This is a genomic window from Pseudomonas psychrophila (assembly GCF_001043005.1).
In the GTDB taxonomy this organism is placed as follows: domain Bacteria; phylum Pseudomonadota; class Gammaproteobacteria; order Pseudomonadales; family Pseudomonadaceae; genus Aquipseudomonas; species Aquipseudomonas psychrophila.
The window spans coordinates 298,621-322,853 of record NZ_JYKZ01000001.1; the positions used below are offsets into that span (position 1 = coordinate 298,621).

The 24,233-nt window shown below is 57.0% G+C and carries 21 protein-coding genes and 1 pseudogene; 5 read left to right on the forward strand and 17 right to left on the reverse strand.

Translation table 11 applies throughout. The features are described from left to right. The first annotated feature begins 26 nt into the window (after positions 1–26). Positions 27–1,091, forward strand: a complete 1,065-nt coding sequence (locus TU76_RS01375) for an NAD(P)-dependent alcohol dehydrogenase (protein WP_019827961.1) — start codon at positions 27–29, stop codon at positions 1,089–1,091. A gap of 56 nt (positions 1,092–1,147) precedes the next feature. On the opposite strand, the gene TU76_RS01380 is transcribed toward TU76_RS01375, so the two are convergent. From TU76_RS01380 to TU76_RS01460, 17 genes and pseudogenes are all read right to left on the reverse strand, one after another. Beyond that, positions 1,148–1,933 carry an IclR family transcriptional regulator gene (locus TU76_RS01380; RefSeq protein ID WP_019827960.1) on the reverse strand — a complete coding sequence of 262 codons (786 nt, stop codon included), beginning with the start codon at positions 1,931–1,933 and terminating at the stop codon, positions 1,148–1,150. Positions 1,934–1,996: 63 nt separating this feature from the next. Continuing rightward, positions 1,997–3,307 (reverse strand): MFS transporter, encoded by a 1,311-nt coding sequence (locus tag TU76_RS01385; protein WP_019827959.1) that lies wholly within the window; start codon positions 3,305–3,307, stop codon positions 1,997–1,999. A 129-nt stretch (positions 3,308–3,436) separates the two neighbouring features. Then, the gene (gene dgoD / locus TU76_RS01390) at positions 3,437–4,585 is read right to left on the reverse strand and encodes a galactonate dehydratase (RefSeq protein WP_019827958.1); all 1,149 of its coding nucleotides are present in this window, start codon (positions 4,583–4,585) and stop codon (positions 3,437–3,439) included. Between the two features lie 40 nt (positions 4,586–4,625). After that, complete coding sequence (locus TU76_RS01395) at positions 4,626–5,255, reverse strand: 2-dehydro-3-deoxy-6-phosphogalactonate aldolase (protein WP_046809633.1); 630 nt, start codon at positions 5,253–5,255, stop codon at positions 4,626–4,628. Position 5,256: 1 nt separating this feature from the next. Then, complete coding sequence (locus tag TU76_RS01400) at positions 5,257–6,246, reverse strand: 2-dehydro-3-deoxygalactonokinase (protein WP_019827956.1); 990 nt, start codon at positions 6,244–6,246, stop codon at positions 5,257–5,259. Between the two features lie 292 nt (positions 6,247–6,538). Further along, the gene (gene araH / locus TU76_RS01405; protein ID WP_019827955.1) at positions 6,539–7,507 is read right to left on the reverse strand and encodes an L-arabinose ABC transporter permease AraH; all 969 of its coding nucleotides are present in this window, start codon (positions 7,505–7,507) and stop codon (positions 6,539–6,541) included. A gap of 25 nt (positions 7,508–7,532) precedes the next feature. Next, positions 7,533–9,053, reverse strand: a complete 1,521-nt coding sequence (araG, locus tag TU76_RS01410; protein WP_019827954.1) for an L-arabinose ABC transporter ATP-binding protein AraG — start codon at positions 9,051–9,053, stop codon at positions 7,533–7,535. Continuing rightward, a complete protein-coding gene (locus TU76_RS01415) occupies positions 9,044–10,048 on the reverse strand; it encodes a substrate-binding domain-containing protein (RefSeq protein ID WP_048350892.1) in 1,005 nt (334 codons plus the stop codon). Before TU76_RS01415 ends, araG begins: the two co-directional genes overlap by 10 nt. Positions 10,049–10,108: 60 nt before the next feature. Continuing rightward, complete coding sequence (locus tag TU76_RS01420) at positions 10,109–10,927, reverse strand: SDR family oxidoreductase (protein WP_048350893.1); 819 nt, start codon at positions 10,925–10,927, stop codon at positions 10,109–10,111. 234 nt (positions 10,928–11,161) lie between these two features. Beyond that, the gene (locus tag TU76_RS01425; protein WP_048350894.1) at positions 11,162–12,037 is read right to left on the reverse strand and encodes an SMP-30/gluconolactonase/LRE family protein; all 876 of its coding nucleotides are present in this window, start codon (positions 12,035–12,037) and stop codon (positions 11,162–11,164) included. Between the two features lie 41 nt (positions 12,038–12,078). After that, positions 12,079–12,642, reverse strand: coding sequence for a DUF1285 domain-containing protein (locus TU76_RS01430; RefSeq protein WP_019827950.1), 564 nt, complete (start codon positions 12,640–12,642; stop codon positions 12,079–12,081). A gap of 15 nt (positions 12,643–12,657) precedes the next feature. Next, a complete protein-coding gene (locus tag TU76_RS01435; protein WP_019827949.1) occupies positions 12,658–13,263 on the reverse strand; it encodes a DUF4823 domain-containing protein in 606 nt (201 codons plus the stop codon). Between the two features lie 209 nt (positions 13,264–13,472). After that, entirely contained in the window at positions 13,473–14,441 is a 969-nt protein-coding gene (locus TU76_RS01440) for a GTP 3',8-cyclase MoaA (protein ID WP_048350895.1), read from the reverse strand. Between the two features lie 125 nt (positions 14,442–14,566). After that, positions 14,567–15,208 carry a TetR/AcrR family transcriptional regulator gene (locus TU76_RS01445; RefSeq protein ID WP_019827947.1) on the reverse strand — a complete coding sequence of 214 codons (642 nt, stop codon included), beginning with the start codon at positions 15,206–15,208 and terminating at the stop codon, positions 14,567–14,569. Positions 15,209–15,639: 431 nt separating this feature from the next. Then, on the reverse strand, positions 15,640–16,431 hold the full coding sequence (locus TU76_RS01450; RefSeq protein WP_019827946.1) for a TatD family hydrolase: 792 nt from the start codon (positions 16,429–16,431) through the stop codon (positions 15,640–15,642). A 32-nt stretch (positions 16,432–16,463) separates the two neighbouring features. Then, positions 16,464–17,450, reverse strand: a complete 987-nt coding sequence (locus TU76_RS01455; RefSeq protein WP_019827945.1) for a DNA polymerase III subunit delta' — start codon at positions 17,448–17,450, stop codon at positions 16,464–16,466. After that, positions 17,443–17,781, reverse strand: a pseudogene (locus TU76_RS01460) (dTMP kinase); the annotation flags it as partial. The pseudogene TU76_RS01460 and the gene TU76_RS01455, both read right to left, overlap by 8 nt. 115 nt (positions 17,782–17,896) lie before the next feature. On the opposite strand from TU76_RS01460, the gene TU76_RS01465 reads away from it, so the two are divergent. From TU76_RS01465 to TU76_RS01480, 4 genes are all read left to right on the forward strand, one after another. Continuing rightward, positions 17,897–18,727, forward strand: coding sequence for a deoxynucleotide monophosphate kinase family protein (locus tag TU76_RS01465; RefSeq protein WP_231984171.1), 831 nt, complete (start codon positions 17,897–17,899; stop codon positions 18,725–18,727). Positions 18,728–18,901: 174 nt separating this feature from the next. Further along, positions 18,902–20,914, forward strand: coding sequence for a hypothetical protein (locus TU76_RS01470; protein WP_151121084.1), 2,013 nt, complete (start codon positions 18,902–18,904; stop codon positions 20,912–20,914). Continuing rightward, entirely contained in the window at positions 20,907–23,162 is a 2,256-nt protein-coding gene (locus TU76_RS01475; protein ID WP_048654658.1) for a tyrosine-type recombinase/integrase, read from the forward strand. The genes TU76_RS01470 and TU76_RS01475 overlap by 8 nt, the downstream gene beginning before the upstream one ends. Further along, entirely contained in the window at positions 23,155–24,231 is a 1,077-nt protein-coding gene (locus TU76_RS01480) for a hypothetical protein (RefSeq protein ID WP_048350896.1), read from the forward strand. Before TU76_RS01475 ends, TU76_RS01480 begins: the two co-directional genes overlap by 8 nt. Positions 24,232–24,233 lie beyond the last annotated feature (2 nt).

The window sequence follows — 24,233 nt, forward strand, 5'->3', positions numbered from 1 at the left end:
CACAGTCAACGTTTCGCGAGGTTCTCATGTCCACTGTCACTTATAACGCTATCGGTTACGCCGCTCAGAACGCCAAGGCCCCTCTGGCGCCTATGCAGTTCAACCGTCGCGCGCCCCGCCCGGACGACGTCGCTATCGAAGTGCTGTACTGCGGCGTTTGCCACTCCGACATCCACCAGGCACGCAATGATTGGGGCTTCGCGACTTACCCCCTGATGCCCGGCCATGAAATCGTCGGCAAGGTGACGGCCATTGGCGACAAAGTTACCAAGCACAAGGTCGGCGATCTGGTCGGCGTGGGCTGCATGGTCGATTCGTGCCGCACCTGCTCGGCCTGCAAGGAAGATCTGGAGCAATACTGCCTGGAAGGCATGACCCAAACCTACGCCAGCCCGGACCGCATTGACGGCACGCTGACCATGGGCGGTTACTCGAGCAATATGGTGGTCAGCGAGCATTTCGTGCTGAGCATCCCGAAAAACCTCGACCCGGCCAGCGCCGCACCGCTGCTGTGCGCCGGCATCACCACCTACTCGCCACTGGTTCATTACGGTGTTGAGCCGGGCGACAAGGTCGGGATCCTGGGCATGGGTGGCCTGGGCCACATGGGCATCAAGTTCGCCAAGGCCATGGGCGCTGAAGTGACGCTGTTCACCCGCTCCCAGGCCAAGGCTGAAGAAGCTTACCGTCAAGGTGCCGACCACGTGATCGTGTCCACCGATGCCGAACAGATGAAAGCCGCTGCGGGCACCTTCAACTTCCTGCTGGATACCATTCCGGTGCCGCACGACCTGAACCCGTACCTCGAAACCCTGGCGTATGACGGTGTGCATATCCTGGTGGGTCTGATCGAACCCGTTGAGCCAGCCCTGAACGCCTTCAACCTGGTATTCAAGCGCCGCGTACTGGCCGGTTCGCTGATCGGTGGCATTGCCGAGACTCAGGAAATGCTCAATTTCAGCGCCGAGCACGGGATTACGTGCGACATCGAAATGCTCGACATCAAAAACATCAACGAAGCCTTTGAACGCGTCGTTAAAGGCGACGTGAAATACCGTTTTGTGATCGACATGAAAACGCTGAAAGCCTAAGCACCGGCTTTTTGTGGGAGCGAGCTGGCTCGCTCCCACCGTTGTGTGCAGTCCACTTACCCGCCCAACTCAGCCGATATCTGTTGCGCAGCATGAGTAATAACCGGGATCAACCCGGACATTTTCTCGTGGGGCATATACGGCACAGTGCTGGCGATACTGATAGCTGCGACGATCTGGCCGCTGGCATCACGTATGGGCGCAGCCACACAACGAATCGACGGTTCGTTGTCTTCCAGATCAAACGCGTACCCACCCGCCACATAGTTGCGCATACGCTCCTCGAACTGCTCCCACGACGGCTCCTGATGATCGGGCCACAACGGATTTTTGCCGCCCGCCCCCTGACCGGCTTCATACAGCCGCCGCCATTCGTCCACAGATGCATCCAGCAACATGGCCTTGCCGATGCCCGTGCGTGCCATCACCATCCGATGCCCTACCCGCGAACGCATCTCCGGGCCGTTTCGCCCCGGATTCTTGTGCAGGTACAGCACCTCATCACCCTCACGCACCGCCAAATGAATGGTATCGCCGGTCAACGCTGACAATTGATCCAGATACGGCTCGGCCAGCGTCACCAACGGCAACTCTTCCCGCGCCTGAAAGCCCAGCTCGATCAGCTTGGGCCCCAGCAAATACCCCACCTTGGGCAACACCCGCAAATAACGCTCATCCACCAGGCAACTGGCCAGACGATGGGTGGTGCTGCGCGTGGTCCCGATCACCCGGGCGATGTCCTTTAGGTCACGCGCACCATTGGCCACGGCCTGAACCACCGCCAGGCCGCGGAGCAAGGTTTGAGTACCGGTCGGAGCGATTTTCGTGGAGTCGTCCTGCATAGCCAGCCTTTCCATTGATAGGTGAGAACCGGGCAGCATTATGGTCGCCTGGCTGACTGACGGCTACAGTTCGATCCGCTCGACCTTGCCCACCAGCAAGATGTAGGACAGTGCTCCCAGCAGCGCCAGCACCGAAATATAGGTGATTGCCGGGGCAAACGAATCGCCGGTGGCCAAAAAGCCAATCACGATGGGCGTGGTAATCGCCGACAGGTTACCGATCAAATTAAATACCCCGCCGGTAAGCCCCAGCAGCCGCGCCGGTGCCAGGGTGGACACCAGGGACCATGTAATCGACGCCAGCCCGTTGCCGAAAAACGCCAGCGCCAGAAACGCAATTACCAACGGCGTGGAGTCGACAAAGTTGGCGCCGATGATCGAGGTCGAAATCAGCAACCCGCCAATGATCGGCAACTTGCGGGCAAAGCCCACCGAGTAACCACGACGAATCAACCAGTCAGAAAAGAACCCGGAACACAGCACACCCACAAACGCCGCCAGAAACGGCAACGAAGCCAGCAAACCGGACTTGATAAAGTCCATGCCGCGGTATTTCACCAGGTACGTGGGGAACCATGTCAGGAAAAACCACAGCGTCGAGTTCAGGCAGAACTGCCCCAGATAAATGCCCCACAACTTGCGTTTGGTGAGCACGATGCCCAGGTCCAGCCAACTGAACGCAGCCTTGCGCTTGGCGGTTTGGCTCTGGATATCCACCAGCCCGCCCCCCTCGGCGATCAAGTCGATTTCCGCCTGATTGACGCCCTTGAAGTCCCGGGGCTCGCGGTACACCGCGTACCAGATAGCCGCCCAGATAATCCCCACTACACCGGTGCTGACAAACACCATGTGCCAGCCCCAGTGATGCTGCAACCAGGCCAGTACCGGAGTCAGAAACGCCAGGCCGACAAACTGCCCTGAGGTGTAAAAGCCGATCGCCGTGGCGCGCTCACGCTCAGGAAACCAGGTGGTGACCACCCGGCTGTTGATCGGGTACGCGGGGGCTTCCAGCGCACCCACTGCCATGCGCAAAACGAACAGGGCGATAAAGCTCGCTGCAAAGCCGAGCATCACCGTGGCCACCGACCACAGCAGCAAGGCGACGCTGTAGAGAATGCGCGGTGGTACCCGATCCACCAGCCAGCCGCCGGGGATTTGCATGGCGGCGTAGGTCCAGCCGAACGCCGAGAAAATCAGCCCCACATGCACCGGGTCCAGCCCCAGGTCGGTGGTCAGTGCGGGGGCGGCAATCGACAGGTTGCTACGGTCCAGGTAGTTGATCACCACGGTGATGAACAACAGCACCATGATGAAAAAACGCTTACGGCTAGGCGCCACTAAAATCGCGGGCGCGACAGTGCTTGCAGATGACATGGGCATGCCTCTTTCTTATGTTTATTGAGGTCGTTTACAACGTGGGAGCGAGCCTGCTCGCGATTGCCTCATCCCGGTACTGCAGTCATACCGGGTTGGCAAATTCGCGAGCAGGCTCGCTCCCACCACTCACCACTCGGCAAAACTGCCGTCGGCATGACGCCAGATCGGGTTGCGCCAGCGGTGGCCGATCAATGCACGCTCCTGCACGTACTCTTCATTGATCTCGATGCCCAGGCCCGGACCGTTGGGGATTTTTACAAAGCCTTTGTCGTAATCGAATACCGCCGGGTCTTTGACGTAGTCCAGCAGGTCGTTGCTTTCGTTGTAATGGATGCCCAGGCTTTGTTCCTGGATAAAGGCGTTGTAGCAGACCGCATCCAGCTGCAGGCACGCCGCCAGTGCAATCGGCCCCAGCGGGCAGTGCAAGGCCAGGGCCACGTCATACGCCTCGGCCATGTTGGCAATTTTGCGGGTTTCAGTGATCCCGCCCGCATGTGACGCATCCGGCTGGATGATGTCGACATAACCTTCGCTCAGCACCCGCTTGAAATCCCAACGTGAAAACAGCCGCTCGCCCAGGGCAATCGGTGTACTGGTCAGCGGCGCCAGCTCCTTGAGCGCTTCGTAGTTTTCGCTCAGTACCGGCTCTTCGATAAACATCAGCTTGTACGCGTCCAGCTCCTTCATCAGGATCTTGGCCATTGGCTTATGGACACGGCCATGGAAATCCACACCGATACCGACATTGGGGCCCACCGCATCACGCACCGCTGCCACGTTGGCCAGTGCCAGATCGACCTTTTCAAAGCTGTCTACAAATTGCAGCTCTTCGGTGCCGTTCATTTTTATCGCGGTAAAACCCCGGCTGACGGCTTCTTTGGCTGCACGGGCGGTGTCGGCCGGGCGATCGCCACCGATCCACGAATAGACCCGGATCTTGTCCCGCACCTGGCCACCCAGCAGGTCGCTGACCGACACCCCCAGCGCCTTGCCCTTGATGTCCCACAGGGCCTGGTCGATACCGGCCAGGGCGCTCATGTGTACCGCCCCGCCACGGTAAAAACCGCCGCGGTAGAGCACGGTCCAGATGTCTTCGATGTTGCGCGGGTCTTTGCCGATCAAGTAGTCCGACAATTCATCCACCGCAGTGGCCACGGTGTGGGCGCGACCTTCGACCACGGGCTCACCCCAGCCGGTCACGCCTTCATCGGTTTCGATCTTCAGGAACAACCAGCGCGGCGGAACCAGGTAAGTGGTGAGTTTGGTAATTTTCATCGTGTTCTCTCTCTTGTTCGATGGGGCGCTACGGCGCCAGTCAGTTAGCCTGACGCCGGGCATTCCAGGCGTGCACGTAGGCCTTGGCGTTAACCGCCACTTGAGCAGGGCTCATCCCGGGCTTGAACAGGCCGGAGCCCAACCCAAAACCGGACACCCCGGCATCGACAAACACTTGCATGTTGTCCGGGGTTATCCCGCCAACCGGGATCAGCAACGTACCTGCTGGCAACACGGCCAGCCAGGCCTTGACCACCGCCGGCCCCATTTGCTCGGCAGGAAACATTTTCAGCACATCGGCACCTTCGGCCAGCGCAGCAAAAGCTTCGGTGGGCGTGGCGACACCCGGCGACAGGTACAAGCCGGCCGCCTTGGCCGCACGCAGCACGTCAGGGTCACTGTGGGGCATGACAATCACCTGCCCGCCCGCAGCCTTGACCTGTTCGACCTGTTCGGGCGTCAGCACCGTGCCTGCGCCCACCAGACAATCGGCAGGCAGGCTGTCGCGCAAAATGCGGATGCTTTGATAGGGCTCAGGGGAGTTCAACGGGACTTCCAGGGTGCGAAAGCCTTCGTCATACAGCACCTTGCCAATGGCCTGCGCCTCTTGTGGCCGCAGCCCCCGCAGGATGGCGATCAACCCGTTTTTTGCCAGTGCTTGCTTGAGCATCTCAGGCCTCCAGATGAGTGTGTTGGAGCAACCCGGCCGCCTGGGCCAAGTGCCATAAACCTTGCTCGGTCGCCTGCTCTGCCAGGCTCACATCGGCGAACCCGCAAGCACCCAGTGCACGTCGGTAGCGTTCACAGAGTTGCGAGTTGCCAATCAGAATGATCGCTGGCAGCGGTTGCCCGCCGCGGCGTCGACGCAGCACATTGCCCAGCGCGACCAGCTCATGGCCGATCAGCAGACCGGACACGTAGTCGGGTTGCTGCACTGGGCTCAGTTGTCCGGTAAGGCTCAGGGTGCGTGCGCTGAACAGCGTCGACAGCGGGCCACGTTCGCCGTCCGGCGACAGTGCCACCTGTACGCCACGGTCGAATGCGGCCGCGTCGAACTGTTCGGCCTGCTGCTGGGTACGACCCAGAATCGTGTGTTCGCAGACGGCGGCGTACAACTCGCCGGTCATGAACGTATCGAAATGCACCAGACAGCCGTCCTGCACTTGCACCCATTTGGAATGGCTGCCTGGCAGGCCGATCAAACAATCATTGAGATGGGGATGGGTTTGCAGGACGCCCAGTACCTGGGTTTCTTCGCCGCGCATCACGTTGGGCAGCGTTGAGTGCTGGATCACGCCCGGCACGATATGGACCTCAACACCGCGCACGCTGCGCACCGTCTGCAAGGCTGTGCTCAAGGCGCCGAGGCTGGCCGGTGTCTCGCGGTAAGCCGCTTCGTGCCACCCTTGGGCGCTGCCGACCATGCCGCAGGCAATGACCGCAATACCGGGATTGTCTTGCAGCCAGTCAGCGCAAGCCTCGTCGAACGCCAGCTCAAAACCGTCAGCGCACCAGTGATCTGCAATCAACCGGGGCGTGTTGGGTAGCTGCATGATCCCGCAGGCCAGCGAGCGCATTTTCAGCACCTGCCCGGCGGGACCGAGTAAATAAGCACGAAGGGAGGTTGTACCCCAATCGAGCGCGATCAATTGCGCCTGCATCGCTTCACCTGTTTTGTTTTTAGCAGTGAATGCTGTGAATCAGTGCAGGCGACTATAAACCGCAAGCGCCACAAATCTCAATATATAAATATGCATCTCATATATAGGGATTAAATGAGTAGCTATAGGTAGCAGCTACCGAAGGAACGAGGCAGCGTCCGGCGTGATGCGGCACCCCGACGAAGCTGCTGTAGAGTCAGGCAACGCGGTGTTTCAGTTAATTCGCGCACCCAGGTTTTACGACGGCTGCGCCGCCGGACGCAGCCTCGTTCCTTCGGCAGCTGCTACGGATTCAGCGTTGCTTCAAGCGATCGATCACCACCGCCAGCAACAGGATCGAGCCGCGAATGACGTACTGGTAAAACGTGTCGATGTTCTTCAAGTTCATCGCATTCTCGATAATGGCCAGAATCAACACCCCGGCGATCACGTGGCGGATCATTCCCACCCCGCCGCTCAGCGACACACCGCCCAATACGCAGGCCGAGATCACGGTCAGCTCAAACCCCTGGCCAATCATCGGCTGGCCTGAAGTCATCCGTGACGCGAGGATCACCCCGGCCAATGCACCGATCAGCCCGTGGACAGCGAAGATGATGATTTTGGTGCGATCAACATTGACCCCCGCCAGCAGTGCCGCTTCCGGGTTGCCACCAATGGCCATGGTGTTGCGCCCATAGGTTGTGTAGTTGAGCAACCAGCCGAAAAACAGGAAGCACACAATGGTGATGAGGATCGGCACAGGTACACCGAACAATTGGCCGTTGCCAAACACGAAGAAGGACTCCTGAGACACCCCCACCGCCTTGCCGTTGGCAAAGATATAGGCCAGGCCACGCACAATTTGCATGGTCGCCAGCGTGGTAATCAACGCATTGACCCGCAGCTTGGCGATGACTATCCCGTTGATCAGGCCAACTAACAGCCCCATCCCCAACGCAGCACTCACACCCAGAAAAACGCTGTCGGTGTCACGCATGACCACCGCAGCCACGACTCCGGAACAGGCGATGACCGATCCCACGGACAAGTCGAAATGACCCGATGCCAGGCAATAAAGCATGGTGCAGGCGGCAATCCCCGTCGTGGAAATCGCCAGCCCCAGCCCCCGCATGTTCAGTGGCGACAAGAAGTTGTCGATCAGCAAAGTACAGAGCAGGAAGATCGCCAGCGCCGCCAGCAACATGACCCAGTCGTCGAGAAAGCGGCGCATGTCCAGAGGTTTACGCCCAGGTGGCAGTGACGTGTTTTGAATTGTCATGGATACCTCTCAATAGATCACGCCTTCAGCCGCGCTGGCGGGGTAAGGCCATCTGCAACAGATTGGATTCATTGGCCCGGTCACGGGGCAGCTCGCCACATACCGCACCTTCACACAGCACCAGAATGCGATCGCTGATACCCAGCACTTCCATCAGGTCGCTGGACACCACGATGACCGCAATGCCACTGGCCGCCAGGGTATGGATGATCTGGTAGATCTCGGCCTTGGCGCCGATATCGATGCCTCGCGTCGGCTCGTCGAGCAGCAGCACCTTCATGGGCATCGACAACCAACGCCCAAGAATGGCCTTTTGCTGATTGCCGCCGGACAGGTACATGATTTTTTGCGACGCACCGGGGGTCTTCACTTTCAGCGCCTTGATCTGCTTGTCGGCATTGGCGCGCTCCCACTTGCCACGCAACAGAAAACCCAGGGTCGAATGGGTACCACGGGCACTGATGTTGATGTTCTCGGCGACGCTGGCGAGCGGGATGATGCCCTCTTTCTTGCGGTCTTCCGGGCACAGCAACACCCCGGCGCCAATCGCATCACGGGGCGACTGCAACTTAAGCTCAGTGCCCTGCAACTCAAGGCGACCGGCGCTGCAGCGGGTCAACCCGCCAAGCAGGCGCAACAACTCGGTACGCCCCGCCCCCACCAGCCCGAACAGGCCGAGTATCTCGCCTTTGCGCACCTCGAAACTCACCGGCTCACGCAGGCCCGGACCGAGTAAACCCTCGACTTTAAGTGCCACCTCGCCATGCTCCCGAGGTCGATAGTCATAGATATCCTGAATATCGCGACCGACCATGCACGTCACTAACTGGTCGTGGCTCAAGTCGCTCATCTGCTCGAAGGTGCGCACGTAGCGTCCGTCCTTGAACACCGTGACCGCATCACAGATCCGGAACACTTCCTCCATGCGATGGGAGACGTAGAGCACCACTTTTCCTTCGTCCCGCAGGCGGGTAATGATTGTCATCAACCGATCGATCTCGCGGGCCGAAAGGCTGCTGGTGGGCTCGTCGAAGGCAATCACATGGGCGCCACGGGACAGTGCCTTGGCGATTTCCACCAATTGACGCTGCCCCAGTGACAGGCGTGCGACTTTCTCCTGCGGATCAATTTCATCCGCCAGGCCCTTGAGCAACTCCAGCGCCTGCTGGCGCAACAAGCGGCGATTGATCAGGCCAAAACGCGCAGGCAAATGCCCCAGAAACAGATTCTCGGCCACGGTCATTTCAGGCACCAAATGCAGCTCCTGATGGATCACCGCGACCCCGCTGGCGATACTTTCAGCCGTGGATTTAAAGGTCAGTTCCTGCTCGCCGATCTGCAAATGACCGCTGCTGGGCTGAAAGGCGCCACCGAGAATCTTTAACAGGGTTGATTTACCGGCACCGTTCTCGCCCATCAGCGCATGAACCTGCCCCGGATGAGCGACAAAGCTGATATTGGCAAGCGCCTGCACGCCAGGAAACTGCTTGCCGATTGCGCTGAACCGCAGGCAGGCGCCAGCATCCGTGAGCGCGTTCAATTCCATAGACCGATCTTGGTCAGCTCTTCCTGGAAGTTGTCACGGGTAATCAACGTCACCTCATCCATCGCGGTGTAGAGGGGCGGTTCTTTGCCCTCGGTGATCCACTCAAACATCATGGTCGCCGTCTTGTAGCCTTCGATATGCGGGCTGGGGAGCATCGAACCGAAAAAGCCGCTGTTAGCCTTTTTCAACTCGCCAATGGCGTCGGTGCCATTGATGCCGATGCCGATGACATTGGCGGGCGCAAACCCGGCACTTTCCGTGGCACGCACTCCGCCGAGCACTGTGCTGTCGTTCATCCCGCCGATGATCAGGTTTTTCGCACCACCGGGCAGTTTGACCAGCGCCGAGTTGGTGGCGTCCATGCTGCCGGGTACGTCGAGGGTTTTTAGCGCGGAGTACAGGATGTGATCATCTGGCAAGCCCGCGTCTTTCAAGGATTTGACCGAGCCATCAGTCCGCTTTTTAGCCGTGTCCAGCTCATTGAACGTGTTGATAACCGCATAGGTGTCTTTCCAGTCCCAGTTGCGGTTTTTGGCTTCAGTGACCATCGCACTGCCCTGCTTCTGGCCAACTTCGAACGCTGCCATGCCCAGGTACGGCACCTCTTCCATAAACGTGCCGCTGGCATCGACAAAGCGGTCATCCACGGCGATCACTTTCAAGCCGTTAAGCTTGGCCTTCGCCATGATCGCAGGGCCAAGGCCCACATCCGGCGGGCAGATCACAAACCCCTGAGCGCCGTTGGCAGCCAGGCTGTCGATGGCAGACAAAGTCTTCTCGCCATCGGGCGCGGCGATTTTGATCAAGGTAAAGCCTTTGTCTTTGGCGGCTTTTTCAGCGAAGGCCCATTCGGTCTGGAACCAGGGCTCCTCCGCCTGCTTGACCAAAAAGCCGATCTTCACCGGGTCGCCCGCCTGCAGCCCACTGCTGAGACTCAAGGCGGTCGCGGCCAGGGCCGCACAACACAGGGAACGGATACCGAGACGACGTTTCATGGATGACTCCTTGTTTTTATTGTTAACGGTCTGCAGAACCTGTTGCGTCCAGACACGCAATCAATCGTGGTACATCACCGATCGCCCGCCATCGATGGTGATGCACGAGGCGTTGATAAAAGGTGCTTCATCGCTGGCCAGGAACACGGCCGTCATGGCGACTTCCAGCGGCTGGCCGATGCGCCGCGGCGGATGCAGATCGAGTGCACGCTGACGCTCGGCATAGGGGTCGGCGAAACCGTTCCAGTAGTCGATGTTGAGTTGCGTCTCGATATAGCCTGGGGCAATGGCGTTGACCCGGATGCCCTTGGGTGCGTACTCGATGCCCAGTGCACGGGTCAGGCCCAGCAGGCCGTGCTTGGCCACCGGGTACGGGAAGCAACCGGGAATGATGTGGCTCGAATGGGTCGAGGCAATGTTGATGATGCTGCCGATGCCCTGCTCGATCATGTGCGGCAAAACCGCCTTGCAACCGTACCAGGCGCCATCCAGATCGATGGCGAAACAGCGGCGCCAGTCTTCTTCGGTCATTTCCAGAGGGTCACGGAACACGTTGACCCCGGCGCAATTGACCAGCACATCAACCCGACCGTGGAGTTTCAGCGCCAGTGCAACCTGAGCATACAGGTCTGGCTGGCTGGACACGTCGGCCTTGATCGCCTGCACATCCGCGCCTTGCTCACGCCAATGGGCGGCGACCTTCTCCACCTTCTCGGCCTGGATATCGCTGATGACCATTTTCGCCTGTTGCGCCACAAAGCTGGCGACGATGGCTTCACCAATACCTTGAGCGGCACCGGTCAACAGCACGACCTTGTTCTTCAGGCGCTCGCCGCGGGGGGGATCAGCCACGGGGGGCAGTGCAAGTGGTTCAGCCATTGATCAGGACTCCTAAACACGACAAAAACCGGGCATCTGTCGATGACCGGTTAAAAAGCAGGGGGGATTGGGGGTGACGTGCAGACGCGCTAGTGCGCAGGAGCACCCTGGAGTAGTTCGGCATCACTTCACCTGTTTTGTTTTTTTAAGTGTGAGTGCGTGGAGCTGAGGCCGACTATAAACCCAGGGGCAACAGAATCTCAATATATAATTTATCGTCCCACATTAAGGGATTTAACCCGCAAATCGTGTACAAACAACGCCAGGAACATCGACCCTGATCGACAGCAACGCTCCATCCAAAGGGTGGTTGGCCGGGCTGGCTGCACTGGTGATAAACAGCATGCGCAGGTCTGCACCGCCAAATACGCAACTGGTAGGACGGCTGACCGGCAACTCGATCACCCGGTCGACTTGCCCGTCGGGAGCCAGGCGCAGCAAGCAACTGCCGTCCCAGCGTGCATTCCAGACGAACCCGTCGGCGTCCATCGCCGAACCATCCGGACCGCCCCGAGGGTGAGGGCCACGCCAGACTTCAGGCGGGCTCAAGAAGCCATCTGCCGCCACCGAGTACTGATAAATCGTGGCATCCAGGCTGTCGCCGAAATACAGGGTGGTGGCATCAGCGCTCCACAGCAGGGTGTTGGGAATGCCCAGGCCGTTGAGCAACGGCGTGACACGGCCATCGGCCTGAACCCGAAACAGCCCGCCACTGCGGCGCTCGACAGGCAAGTCTTGGCCCTGCTCGCCAATGTTGTTCTGCATGGTCCCCAGCCACAGCTGACCCAAGGCGTCGCACCGGGCCTCATTGGGGCGATTGCCTGGCTGCGGATCGACAACACAGAGCAGTGTGAGCCGCGGATCAAGGCCCGGCGAATCCAGATCAAGGCGATAGACACCGCTGCTCAAGGTCACCAGCGCATCACCGCTGGCACAGGGGATAAAGGCTGAAACGTGCTCGGGCATTTGCCAGATCTGTACGTTGTCACCCTGCAAGCGCAAAGCCTGCCTGGCGGCAATATCGACCCAGTACAAGGTTTGCCCGGGAGCATCCCAGAACGGCGCCTCCCCAAGCGTTGCGCGATGCGCAGTAACGGCTGTCCACGGCATAGGTGCTCCTGATTTTTATTGTTAGGGGTCAGGCACGCAATTTAAGGCTCAAGACCCATGGGGAAAAACGTCCCCCCGCTCCAGACACCCAGCCAGTTCTGCCCGTCGACCTGACGAACCACCGCCAGTTCGACCAGTTGGTAGAACACATTGCGGTGGATCAGGGCTTCGAGATTGCGCCGGACATGAAGGTAGGGCGCGGGCTCCTGGGTCTGAGGATCGATGACGAAGCGCAGTGGGTGCTCGGTGCCGGCATCGATCAACTCGTCGACATGGGTGGTAAAACGCAGGACTTGCTGCTCGCCCGTCCCTACCACTTGCAAAGCGATCGCGACAAAAGGCGCGTCATCCACCTTGATGCCGACTTTTTCTACCGGAGTGATCAGAAAGTAGTCATCGCCGTCGCGGCGAATGATCGTCGAGAACAGCTTGACCATGGGCTTGCGGCCAATTGGCGTGCCCATGTAGTACCAGGTGCCGTCCCGGGCAATGCGCATGTCGATGTCACCGCAAAACGCGGTGTCCCACAAGTGAACGGGCGGCAGGCCCTTGTCGGCCCTGGGGATTTGCGCCAACAGGTTACTGACGTCTACCGGCTCGCTCATGTTGCTCTCCTCGACTTATTGATCGCTCAAGCCTATCAAGCTGCGAGCGTACTTGGCGAGCGGCGGGCCTATCAGGTCAGCGGGCTTGTTGTCATGGAACGTCAGCAAACCGCCGCGACTGCGGATGGTGGCGGTATCGATCAAATACTGGGTGCTGGTCTCGATCAGCATCACCTGGATCACGCCGCTGTCGATCCCCAACCGGCTGATCTCTTCCTGGTCGAGCCATTCGTCGCTGTTGCTGATGCGGTCATCGGCCCGAGCAAAGCGGGTGAACAGCAAGTAGTGAGCGCCAAAGCCCCGGGCTTCGGTCATCGCCTGATCGAGGCCGACCGGTTCTTTGGCGCGACGCACCATGGGAAAGTATTCGACGAAACCGTTAAAGGCTTCTTCGGCCACCACGTTGGGGCGCACGTACGGATCGCCGATCGGCGCAAACGGCCCTTGGGCGATGTAGATAAAGGAATCCGGCTGAATGCGCAGCGAGTTGCTGCGACGGGTGTTGCTGTGATCAAGCATGCCCGCGTCACTCAACTGATAACGCGCGCCCTCGCCCAGATCGCTGAGCTTCATGCAGCCGCCCAGCGCCAATAAAGCCAGCCAAACAATCAGACCACGCATCCTGCTCTCCCGATGGCCGGTGACAGAAAACCGGCGAATAGTCGCGTGATGCAGATTGCGCGCCAGTTCGCAGAGTTCAGTTTTTGTGGGAAAAAACTTGGTTACTGTGGGAGCCAGCCTGCTGGCGAAAGCATCACTTCGGTGAGCCAGGCAGGCCGTGTCGCCTGCATCGCCAGCAGGCTGGCTCCCACTAGGACGGGGTCTACAGTTCAGCCGCCGATGATCTTCATCACGGTGGCGCCACCGGAGAACGCAACGTCCTGCTTGTCGCCCAAGGCTTTCATCAGCAGGCCTTGCAGCGCAGGCAGCGCCTGATGGCGAGGCTTGTTGAGCAGATCACCCAAATAGTGGCGATTGCTCGACGACAGGCAACCATGCAACCACCCCGTGGAAGACAACCGCAGCCGCGAACACGTTCGGCAAAACGGCACGCTTTCGTTGGCAATCACCCCGAAATAACCGTGATCCGGAATCTGGTAGCGCACAGCCGTGGCATCGATTGGCGCATCGGCCTGCAAGTACTCGTAGCGCTCGCCAATCAGCGATAACAGCTGTTGAAGGCTGACGAACTGCTGCAGGAAGGCATTGCCATCACTGGCCAGATGCCCCATGCGCATCAGCTCGATAAAACGCAGTTCATAGCCGCGCTCAAGGCAGTACTCCAGCAACGGCATGACCTGATCCAGGTTCTGTCCGCGCAAGGGCACCATATTGACCTTGATCTTGATCCCCGCTTCCCGGGCCTGCTGCATGCCGTCGAGCACGGTCGGCAGATCGCCGCCACGGGCAATGCTGCGAAAGGCTGCTGGATCAAGGGTGTCGAGGGAGACATTGAGACGGCGAATGCCCGCGTCCAGCAGTAATGGCAACTTGCGCGCAAGCAATTGGCCGTTAGTGGTCAGGCTGATGTCGCTCAACCCCAATTGCCCCACTTCACGCATAAACGTCTCAAGCTTGGGGCTGACCAGCGGCTCGCCGCCCGTGATGCGCAAGCGCTCGATGCCCGCCGCCTCGATCAGGTAGGCCACCCCGCGCACCATCGCTTCGGCCGACAGCTCATCCTGCGCGGCAACCAACCGCTTGCCGTTAGGCACACAGTAGGTGCAGGCATAGTTGCAAGCGGAGGTCAGACTGATACGCAAGTTGCGAAAACGTCTGCCTTGGCGATCAACGATCATGGATGACTCCGGCGCGGGGGAAATGGGCCGCCGCAAAACCTGACTCATAAATCAGGTTTTGGCAAGACCCAAGCCTGATTATAAGCCTCAAGGCCATAAGCCATGAAGGCAAATACTGGCCGGGGTTACTCTACAGCCGGGGTATCGGTGTCACGCTTGCGCTTGTTGCCCATGCGTACGCCAATGTCCATCAGGAACTGAAAAAAGCCTTCCTGGTCTTCCAGCACATTGCTCCAGAACGGCGAGTGATACAGCGCCACGGCGCCGTGCACCAGAGCCCACGCTGCGCAGTAATGGAAGTATGGCGGTACGTCTTCGAGCTTGCCTTCACTGATACGCCCCTTGATCAGCAGGGTCAGGCGCTCAAAGTTCGATGCACGGATCTTGTGCAGTTCTTCGACCAGTTCAGGCACCTGATTGCCCTTCACGACCTTTTCTTCAAGGCGATCGAACAACCGGTAACGCTGCGGATCACGCATGCGAAACTCAAAGTAGGCACGGGACAGCGCCTCTTTGTCTTTATCCACGTCGGCGGAATGCAGCAGCTCGTTCAAATCGCGCTCGTAGTCGAGCATCAGGCGCAGGTAGATCTCGGCCTTGGACTTGAAGTGCTTGTAGATCGTGCCTTTGCCGATACCCACGGCATCAGCAATCATCTCGACGGTGACACTGTCTTCACCCAGGTCGAGGAACAGCTTGAGCGCGGTATCGAGAATTTCTTGCTCGCGGCGACGAAACTCACGGACCTTACGGGGTTCTTTGTGCATAAGAAAAGGTCTGTTGGGGTCAAAATCGAAGCGAAGTATTATGCATTAGTCACGCAAAATTGCACGGATCATCCTGCATATCGATGTGTTCAAACGATTTACCCGCGGCCCAATGAGCACTCAAGCGAAGCTCGGGTATTCCAAATCTGTTTAAAAAACGATCAATCCCGGCTGGACGTTCGACAAAGCTGGCCAATACTTAACTTGTCGGCGTGACATCCCCCCCAAAGTGTCTCGCCGATATAGGCAGCAACGGAATGTGTGCCTTTGTTTTACTCCTAATGGTCTTAACCCGGATTCCCCAGAGCCCGGGTTTTTTTTGCCTGCCTGTTTACTTTAAAAACTGGGGGAGCGGGCTTGCTCGCGATGCAGGCGCTGCGGCCTGAATGGATGCGCGCGGTGATGCTATCGCGAGCAAGCCCGCTCCCACGTCAGATTGACTGCGCAACCCGAGCCAGCGGGAACAGACGCTTGAAGTTTTCGGTGGTCTGCTCTGCAAAGCGCTCGTAGGACTCGCCGCGCAACATGGCCAGAAACTCAGCAACTTCACGTACGTACTGCGGCAGATTCGGTTTGCCCCGATAGGGAATCGGAGCAAGGTATGGCGAGTCGGTCTCGACCAGCAAACGATCTGCAGGCACCTGGCGAGCCACATCCCGCAGCGCGTCTGCATTGCGAAAGGTGACGATGCCCGACAGCGAGATGTAGTAACCCATGTCCAGCGCCGTCTTGGCCATGTCCCAGTCTTCAGTGAAGCAGTGCAGCACGCCTGCCTGAGGCAGTGCCGCCTCACGCAGTAAGTTCAGGGTATCGGCACGGGCTCCACGGGTGTGGATAACCACCGGCTTACCCGTCTGCTGAGCCGCTTCCAGATGCACCCGAAACGACAGTTGCTGCAAGTCGGCAGCTTCAGGCTCGTAGTGGTAGTCCAGACCGGTTTCACCGATAGCCACCACCCGAGGGTGGTTCAGCTCGTTCAACAGCCAGTCCAGAGCGGGTGCCGCTCCCGGCTGTACGTCCAGGGGGTGGACGCCCACCGAGCAATCCACATCGGCATAGCGATCGGTCAGGGCTTTGACATCCGCCGCGTTGTCGGCACTTACGCCGATACACAGAAAATGCCCTACACCGCGTTGACGTGCTGCCTCGAGAGCCGCGTCCAGCGAGCCGTCATGGGCGCTCAGATCAAGACGATCGAGATGGCAATGAGAGTCAACCAACATACAAAATTTACCTGCTTATCAATTCAATCAAATCAGCGCTGGCCGGGCAGGCTTGCCCACTGCACCAGTAACGCTTCCAGCAACAAATCGCGATTGAGGTTGGCCTTGCTCAGCACTTTTTGACGCTGGGCCAGAATCCAGTCCTGAATGTTCAGCACTTTGTCCTGCGGGGTCTTCTGCGCCAGGTACTGCAATACTTTGCGCATGTCCTCAAGCCCCAGACCGTCTTCGTCCTGAGTCAGTTGATAACGCAAAACCAGGCTCGACCAGTCGCAAAACCAGTCAAACAACAACAGCAACGGAATGGTTTTCCAGCTTTCAACCAATTGGCTGGCAGAAAGCTCGCGCTTGAGCAGCTTTTTAACCCCGTCCACCACGGCAGCACGCTGCTCGCGAACACCCTGTGCCTGCAACTTGACGGCCACCAGGGGCGAACCGGCGGCAAGGGTCAATAACTCGCCCCGCTCTGCTTCGCTGATATCAGGCAAGGCTTTGGCCAGCCATTCAAGGCTCGATGCCTGACTCGGCAACGGACAAGCCTGCTGCACGCAACGACTGCGAATGGTCGGCAACAATCGACTGGACTGATGGCTGACCAGCAGCAGGATGGTGTTGCCGGAGGGCTCTTCAAGACTTTTGAGCAAGGCGTTGGCGGCGTTGATATTCATCGACTCTACCGGCTCGACCAGTACCACCTTGCGCCCGCCCAGTTGGGCGGTCTGCACCACAAAGCTGACCAGATCGCGCACCTGGTCTACCTTGATCGCCTTGTCAGCCTCTTCAGGCTCAAGAATGTAGTTGTCGGGATGACTCCCGGCAGCCAGCAACGAGCAGGATTTACATGCGCCACAGGCATCAAGCCCGACCGGTTGCTTGCACAACAGGCTGGCCATCAGCCGCTCTGCCAGCGCCCGTTTGCCGATGCCTGCTGGCCCGTGCAGCAAATAGGCGTGGGCATGCTGCGCGCGCCCTGCCATTTGCTGCCACAGGCTGTCTTGCCACGGATAGGCCTCAGCCACGGTGCAAGCTCAGCAATTCTGGCAACAGGGCGTCCAGCTGCCCTTGCACCTGCTCCAGTGTCTGCGCGGCATCGATCAGGCGATAACGCGCAGGCTCTGCCTTGGCGCGCTCAAGATAGGTGCTGCGCACCGCATCAAAGAACGTGCGACCTTCCTGCTCAAAGCGATCAAGACGACCACGGGCACTGGCCCGGGCCATGCCGACTTCAATCGGTAGATCGAACACCAGGGTCAGGTCAGGACGCAACGCCCCCTGAACAAAGGTTTCAAGGGTCGCGATACGCTCATGGGACAAACCTCGACCGCCGCCCTGATAGGCATAAGTGGCATCTTGTTTTTGGTTTTCGAGAAACGTAAACATTTACCTATTATAGTCCTTTTAACAAAAACGTAAACGTGCTCAAATCCGCTAAACATAGGGCCTGAGCCGAAAACAGGAGTACACCGTGAGAACCATCATCGGCCTAGCCGCCCTGGCCAGAAGTGGCAAAGACACCGTAGCTTCGATGCTCCTTAAACTGCCAGGGGTGGCTGCCTTTGCTTTGGCTGATCCATTGAAAGCAGGTTGCCAAGCGCTGTTCGGCCTGACAGATGAAGAGACCTGGCAGGACGACCATAAGGAAACAAGCATCGGGCTTTGGGCCAAGTCGCCTCGTGAGTTCTTTCAAACGGTGGGTACTGAATGGATGCGCTATCATAACGCAGACCATTGGTTGATGAGAGCCGACAGGGAAATCAATCCTCCAGAACACCCATCAACCTCTTCAGCCCTGGCCGACCTCACCTCCCCTGACGCCCCGTTCCAGCTAGCAGCAAAGGCCTTTTTCGACTTCAGTGACGACCAGATCTGGAATCCAGCCTCGTCCGCAATTTGCGACGCCTACTGGGGTCTCTCTCCTGCGGACGCCGTTGCCCTCCTTAAGCGATACGCCTACGACCTATACCCAGACTTCGACAAGATCCGCCGCCAACGCCCGGTCAGACAGCTTGCCCGTAGAGGCCAAGTTCCTGCCGATGCTCAGACGATCATTATCAAAGACATTCGTTTCGAGAATGAAGCCGCATTCCTGCGTTCTCACAATGGCGAGATCTGGCATATCAGCAGACAGAATCTGCAGAAGGTCAACGCCCACTCTTCCGAGCTGGGTGTTGCCCAAGCCATAGGTGACCTGAGCCTGATCAACAATGGCACGCTTGAAGACCTGCAGGCCTTGGTAGCCGAAGCCTGGAACGCACACACCCAGCGCACCCCTAACAATAACGAAGGCAGTAATTGATAAATGTCAGCCTTCGACCACAGCGTCACAGAGACCCTAACGAACACCGGTCGCACGGTTTCCGCTAGGTATCTGAACAACCCTAACTACGACCCTCAAAGCAATGTCTGCGCGTGCCTCCACTGGGTATTTCTGCTGTACAGCCCGAGCAGAAACCAAGTTCGAGCGTACGTCTTGCGAGACGCCATCGATTTATTCTTGGATTTCAGGCACTCCCACAACTCGAACAATCCAAAGCTGCTTCATATCTCAAAGTACACCGATATTAACTCGGAGATTTTCAATCGATACATTCAATATGTGCGCGACTTGGGTGAGCAGCTTGCTAAGCCAGAAATTTTGAAGACAGCCATCAAACTGGTGGCAGATGAAACAGGCAAGCTTCCTTCCTTAGCGCTGCCCATCGTGCACCTTGGAGCGAGAACAGCCAAGAACGCCCCCCTGTCGCCACAGGGGTTACAAACTTTGGAATACGCCCTAACAAGTCATATCAAACTTCTTTGGGAAAAGCTGAACTTTCGAGATGCTGTTGAGAATGCACAGCCGTATACAGCCAATGAAATTAACGGACACCTGCGTCCAACGCGTACACGAGTGAAAATCCTTCAATCATGGCACTATTTTCGCACGAACAAAATCAAGCCTCTAAGACGAACATGGATTGACCGGCTCTCCGTATGCACGGATCCAGAACTTAGTGCTCTAGCGAAAAATCCCGAAACGTATAATAAAAAGATACAGAAAATTTATGAGCAGGAGGTTGATCACCTTCCGGATTTTGACCTGAGTCATGATCCACTTGAAGACAACCCAATAATGCATTGGGAAGTTGACTTTCCTAGGATTGTTAGAACTTTTTTAGACCATGGCTATCCGCTAGAAATGTCCTTGGATACCCTTTACAAGGAGTACCGTAATCCATCATTGCAACGACTTAAAGAATTTCGTCATGACGTAATCAAATTAATTATTTACCGATTTACTATTGGAAATAAACAACGCGCGCTTTTTCTTCCAAGAGTTGACCACGTGCTTGGAATGTACTTTCCCACAGTGATCGACATGACTGCAATTCTTCTATTTATGATGTTCCAGTCTGGATGGAATAAGGAGACTGCGCTGTCGCTGGATAAGGATAACTTCGAGCATCTGCTGACCGGCACAATAGAGGAGGCCGTCAAGGTTGTCTTTGCGGAGAAGATACGTTCACAAGGCCAAGACAAGCCTTACACCACAGCAAAGCGCATCGAGCTCCCTACGAGCAGTGATGACCCCTATTCGTTCTATAACCTGATCCGGCTAGCTAAGTACCTAGCTGAGCCATTGTCCAAGTACCCGATTGACCAAATACCTGCATATTTGACAGATGATCACATGAATCCTCTGTTTCTCTGCATACGCCTCAGGGAAGACTGGAGCCGTGGTGGACGCCTTACCTCCATCAGTCACCCCAAAACGTTTCGCATCTGCGTGCAGCAGTTTCTGGCGAAATACGAGGTTATCGATAACGGGGAAAGACTGACTAGCGCAATCCAGCTCACTCGGCGCCTGCGCCCAACCTGGATGCTATATAAAAAGCAGGACAATCCGGTCGCCGTGCTCTCGATGACAATGGGCCACGTCAGCCGTGATACGACCGACATTTTCTATGATAACTCCGCTGCCGCACATGTAGAGCGCTTGCAGCGTTTGCGCTCTGAACTTGAAGCTGTAATTGAGCTACTCCGCGCCCGGAAATTCAAAGGGCTACTCAGCAAACACGCCCAGGCACTGGCATCACAAATGTGGAAGGTTTTCCACATTCCTGGCCAGGAAAAACCAATGTGGGCGTGCGCTGATCAGAAGAAGCCGAACTGGGTTGGCTCCGAAATCATCGCCAGCACCGGCAAGACGTGCTGGAAGATCAAGGAATGCATTTTTTGCTCCCAGCTCAGGGTTTTCAAGGACTCCCTCCCCTACGTCATTGAGCGTGAATCGCATCTGAACGAACTATTGGAGTCCAGCGAGGGGGGGTTCACCTCCCGATTTGTAAAGGAACAGGAGGCTTTCCGGTACATCTTGGACGAATGGGGTGATTACGACGAAGTGAAAGAAGCGGCCCGATACCGTCGAGACAACGGGCCCTTGCTACCGCGCGACCTCGATATGTTGGAGATCATCTTTGAAAGCGAGGAATACAATGTCTAATATCAATCGCACCTCGTATTTACTGCGCCACGACGGCGTTTTGGTTGAAGACACGCTCCCTATAGCCGACCAACCAGCGTCTGCAGACTTGGAAAACGTAGCAGAGATTAGCCAGGGTGATCTCCCTCCACAGACTGCCACAACAGCAGCTGCGGACTTCACGGCAATAGTTGAATCCCAAAAGGCCAATAGCCGCAAAAATGCCACGAGACAGGCAAAATCTCACTCCGATCAAGATCAAGATCAAGATCATGAGACCGACGAGCTTCTTCAAGACATTGAGGAAGACTACTCAGAAGCTCTGCTTGAGGAGCTAGAGGCGCTTCAGGAGGAACTGACAGCGAAAGCATCTCAACCGTCGATGACACTCGCGAACAAGATCGCACAGTTGGGCAATAACTTCCCGGTCAGTAACGGCGTACTCTATGGCGCGGCCATGTGGTCGCTGCCCCATGCCCCGCACGCGCACCCGAACAACATTCGCTTCGACCGTGCGCTTTCAGGCTCCAATGACTTGAAGCGCGCGCTAACCTATCACACCATCCCCGAGTTCTCCCCCTTCAGCTATATCCGTTCGAACTCGACCACCAAATCGTACGGCAATGAATACGCGATCATGGAGCAATACATCTTCATCGATAACGGCATCAGCGCGCGACCTGAACACATTGCGTTGATCTCGGTGCCTATGATCAATCAGGCATTTGAAAAGGCTAAAGCCTCCTCGCAGAAGAATCACTATTTCCTGCTCTTCAAGCACTTACGTTTTTGGGCGCGACTCTCAGAACAGAAGCTCCTTCCAGAAGAGTTTCGACTGGATGTGGCGTCTGAGCATATTGATGCCCCTGAGCGACGCAAGGACGTGGTGCAAAACCGTTTCAATGGCGGCCTAGAAACCTGGATCGCATATTCGGAAGAGGATTTGGGGATTCTCATGGATTACACCCTATTCTGGCTCGAAGGGGTTATGCCAAAGGCCGAGGCACTCATGGAATATTTGGCAGAGACCAAGTTCGCACACCTGAGTGACCTGGTGGTGACCCGCCGAGAGAGACTTCCGGAGCTTGAGGCACTCTCGACCATCACCGTCGACGGAAAAACGGTTATGTCTCCCCAGCTACGCGAGCACTATAAGGACGATCTGCTGCATTACTCATATTCCTGGGCGACAGGCTACGGCAAAATTCTAGAAGACATTCGGAACTCGATTTTCATCCTAGTGGCGCTTGTGACCGGCGCGCGCAAGGGGGAACTTGCCGCTATGCATTTTTCCCATCTAGTCCAAGAACCAAACGGTGACTACTGGTTGAAAATCACTCGTTGGAAAACCGCTGTAAGCCCGAAACATGGAGAGGAAGATCGCCTCCCTTTGCCACGCTTCGTTGGTGAAATGATACGTAAGTTCGAAAAATTGCGTTCTATTCCTCCCTTCGTCAAACAAGGCTTGCTCTTTCAAGCATTGCGTTCCACGAAACAGGTGAAACGAGCCAACGTCTCTCAAATTACTGCGCTAATTAACCACCTGAAACTCGCCCTTCCCATCGAACGGTTGCATTGCCATCGCTTCCGAAAAACTATTGCCGAGATTCTGATAAATCGCGATGAGCGTAACGTCGACATTATTCGGACGCTTTTTGGGCATAAAAGCTATGCGATGACCCTGAGATACATCGCGCGAAACCCCCTGATGGTGCGCAGCGTTGCGATCGCGATCGAGCAAAACTATAGCCGAGAGTTCCACGACATTGTGGCCAGTCTGCGGCTAGGTTATTCAGGAGCATCTGCAGAACGGATCTACAGGCAGATCCTTAAGCGCCCGGATGAATTCGCAGGTACACAGATCAAGGTAAGCATCGTCTCTTATATCAGCCATCTGTTGAAGGCTGGAGAGCCTCTGTTCATCCGCCGCACCGCAGTAGGCACTTATTGCTTGTCGGGGGAGCGCTTCACTCCTTCGAATCTCCCACCATGCCTGGCCGGACGAGAAGTGGAAAGCGATCTCATCATGCCCGATCCCCACAATTGCAAGCTCGAGTGCAAGAAGGTCGTCATGGTGAGCTCCGCCAAGCAAGCGTTGAGCGACAATATTCGATTCTATGAAGCGGTATTGGATAAGGCGCGCGGCAAGCTGGCACCAAAGGTAGAGACTGAGTTGATGCGCCGGATTTCGTCAAGCGAAGCCCATCTGAACAACCTCATCACCACCGGCCATTCGGTGAATCAGCAGATAAAGGTGCGCCATGTCTAAGCTGAAGCCGGCATCTGATAAGCCCTCAGCAACCGTCAGGCATGTGCAAGGTCAATGCAGTCCGGCAGACATCGTGCTGGAGGAAGCCATCAGCGGCGCGGGCCGGCGCCAGATTATCAAAGACATTATCGTCTCCCACTTCCTATCGGCGACAACTCGCAAGCTCAAGCTGGTGGATGTCGCCAACCGTGCCGGCATCACCCGCCAGGCGCTGGATCGCTACTACTCCGATCTGAAACCCTATATCGCGGGCAAGAAGGACTTCACTGATCTGGTCCATGGCTCTGAGGCAAAGGCTCGAGCGGAAACCCAAGCCACGATCAACTCCGTCGACTCCAAATGGAAAGCACGAATGGAGCAATCTCAAATTGAGCAGGACAAAGAGATTGCCAAGGCCATCCATAGTCACATCACGACGCTGATGAATGGTGACATCGCGATATTTGAGAGCAATCAGCTGCGCAAGACCCTAGAGAAGCAAACCCTCTATGGCGCCGAGCTCAAAAAGACAAACGCCATCCTGGAACTCAAGCTTGCGACGTCGGCTCACCGAGATGCGCCGACGTCAAGTCCATCTAGGAATACCAAGATCATTTATGACGTCGATATTGAGCAACTGTGCATCCAGTATCAACGCACCCGAAGTCTGGACGCCTTTGAAGACGCAAAGGAGCTTGAGCTAAGAGCCATTCGGGAGAAATTTGCGCGCTTCGCATCTACGCCCCATGTCCATGTGGTGCTTTTCGCTGAGAGGTACATCTCCAGGTTCAGTCAATTCGCGGCCAACTATTTGGGGCCCAGCGATGAGACCAGCCTGATCATCCGATTACCGCTTTTCACACGGGTCGAGATCAACAACTTCATCAAGCATATACCGGCGAATTTTAAAAAATCGCTGTACGTCCCCTATATGCAACTGGATGTGGAGCGAAAAGCGCAACGAGTGTTTATTTTTCAACAGAATTCGTTGCCACCTCAGGAAATACAGGCAGCGGACGGGGCTGACACCCCCAACATGAGCTGGGGCCTTGATCAGATAGTCTTCTGCAAAACACGGCAGGGAGATTGATC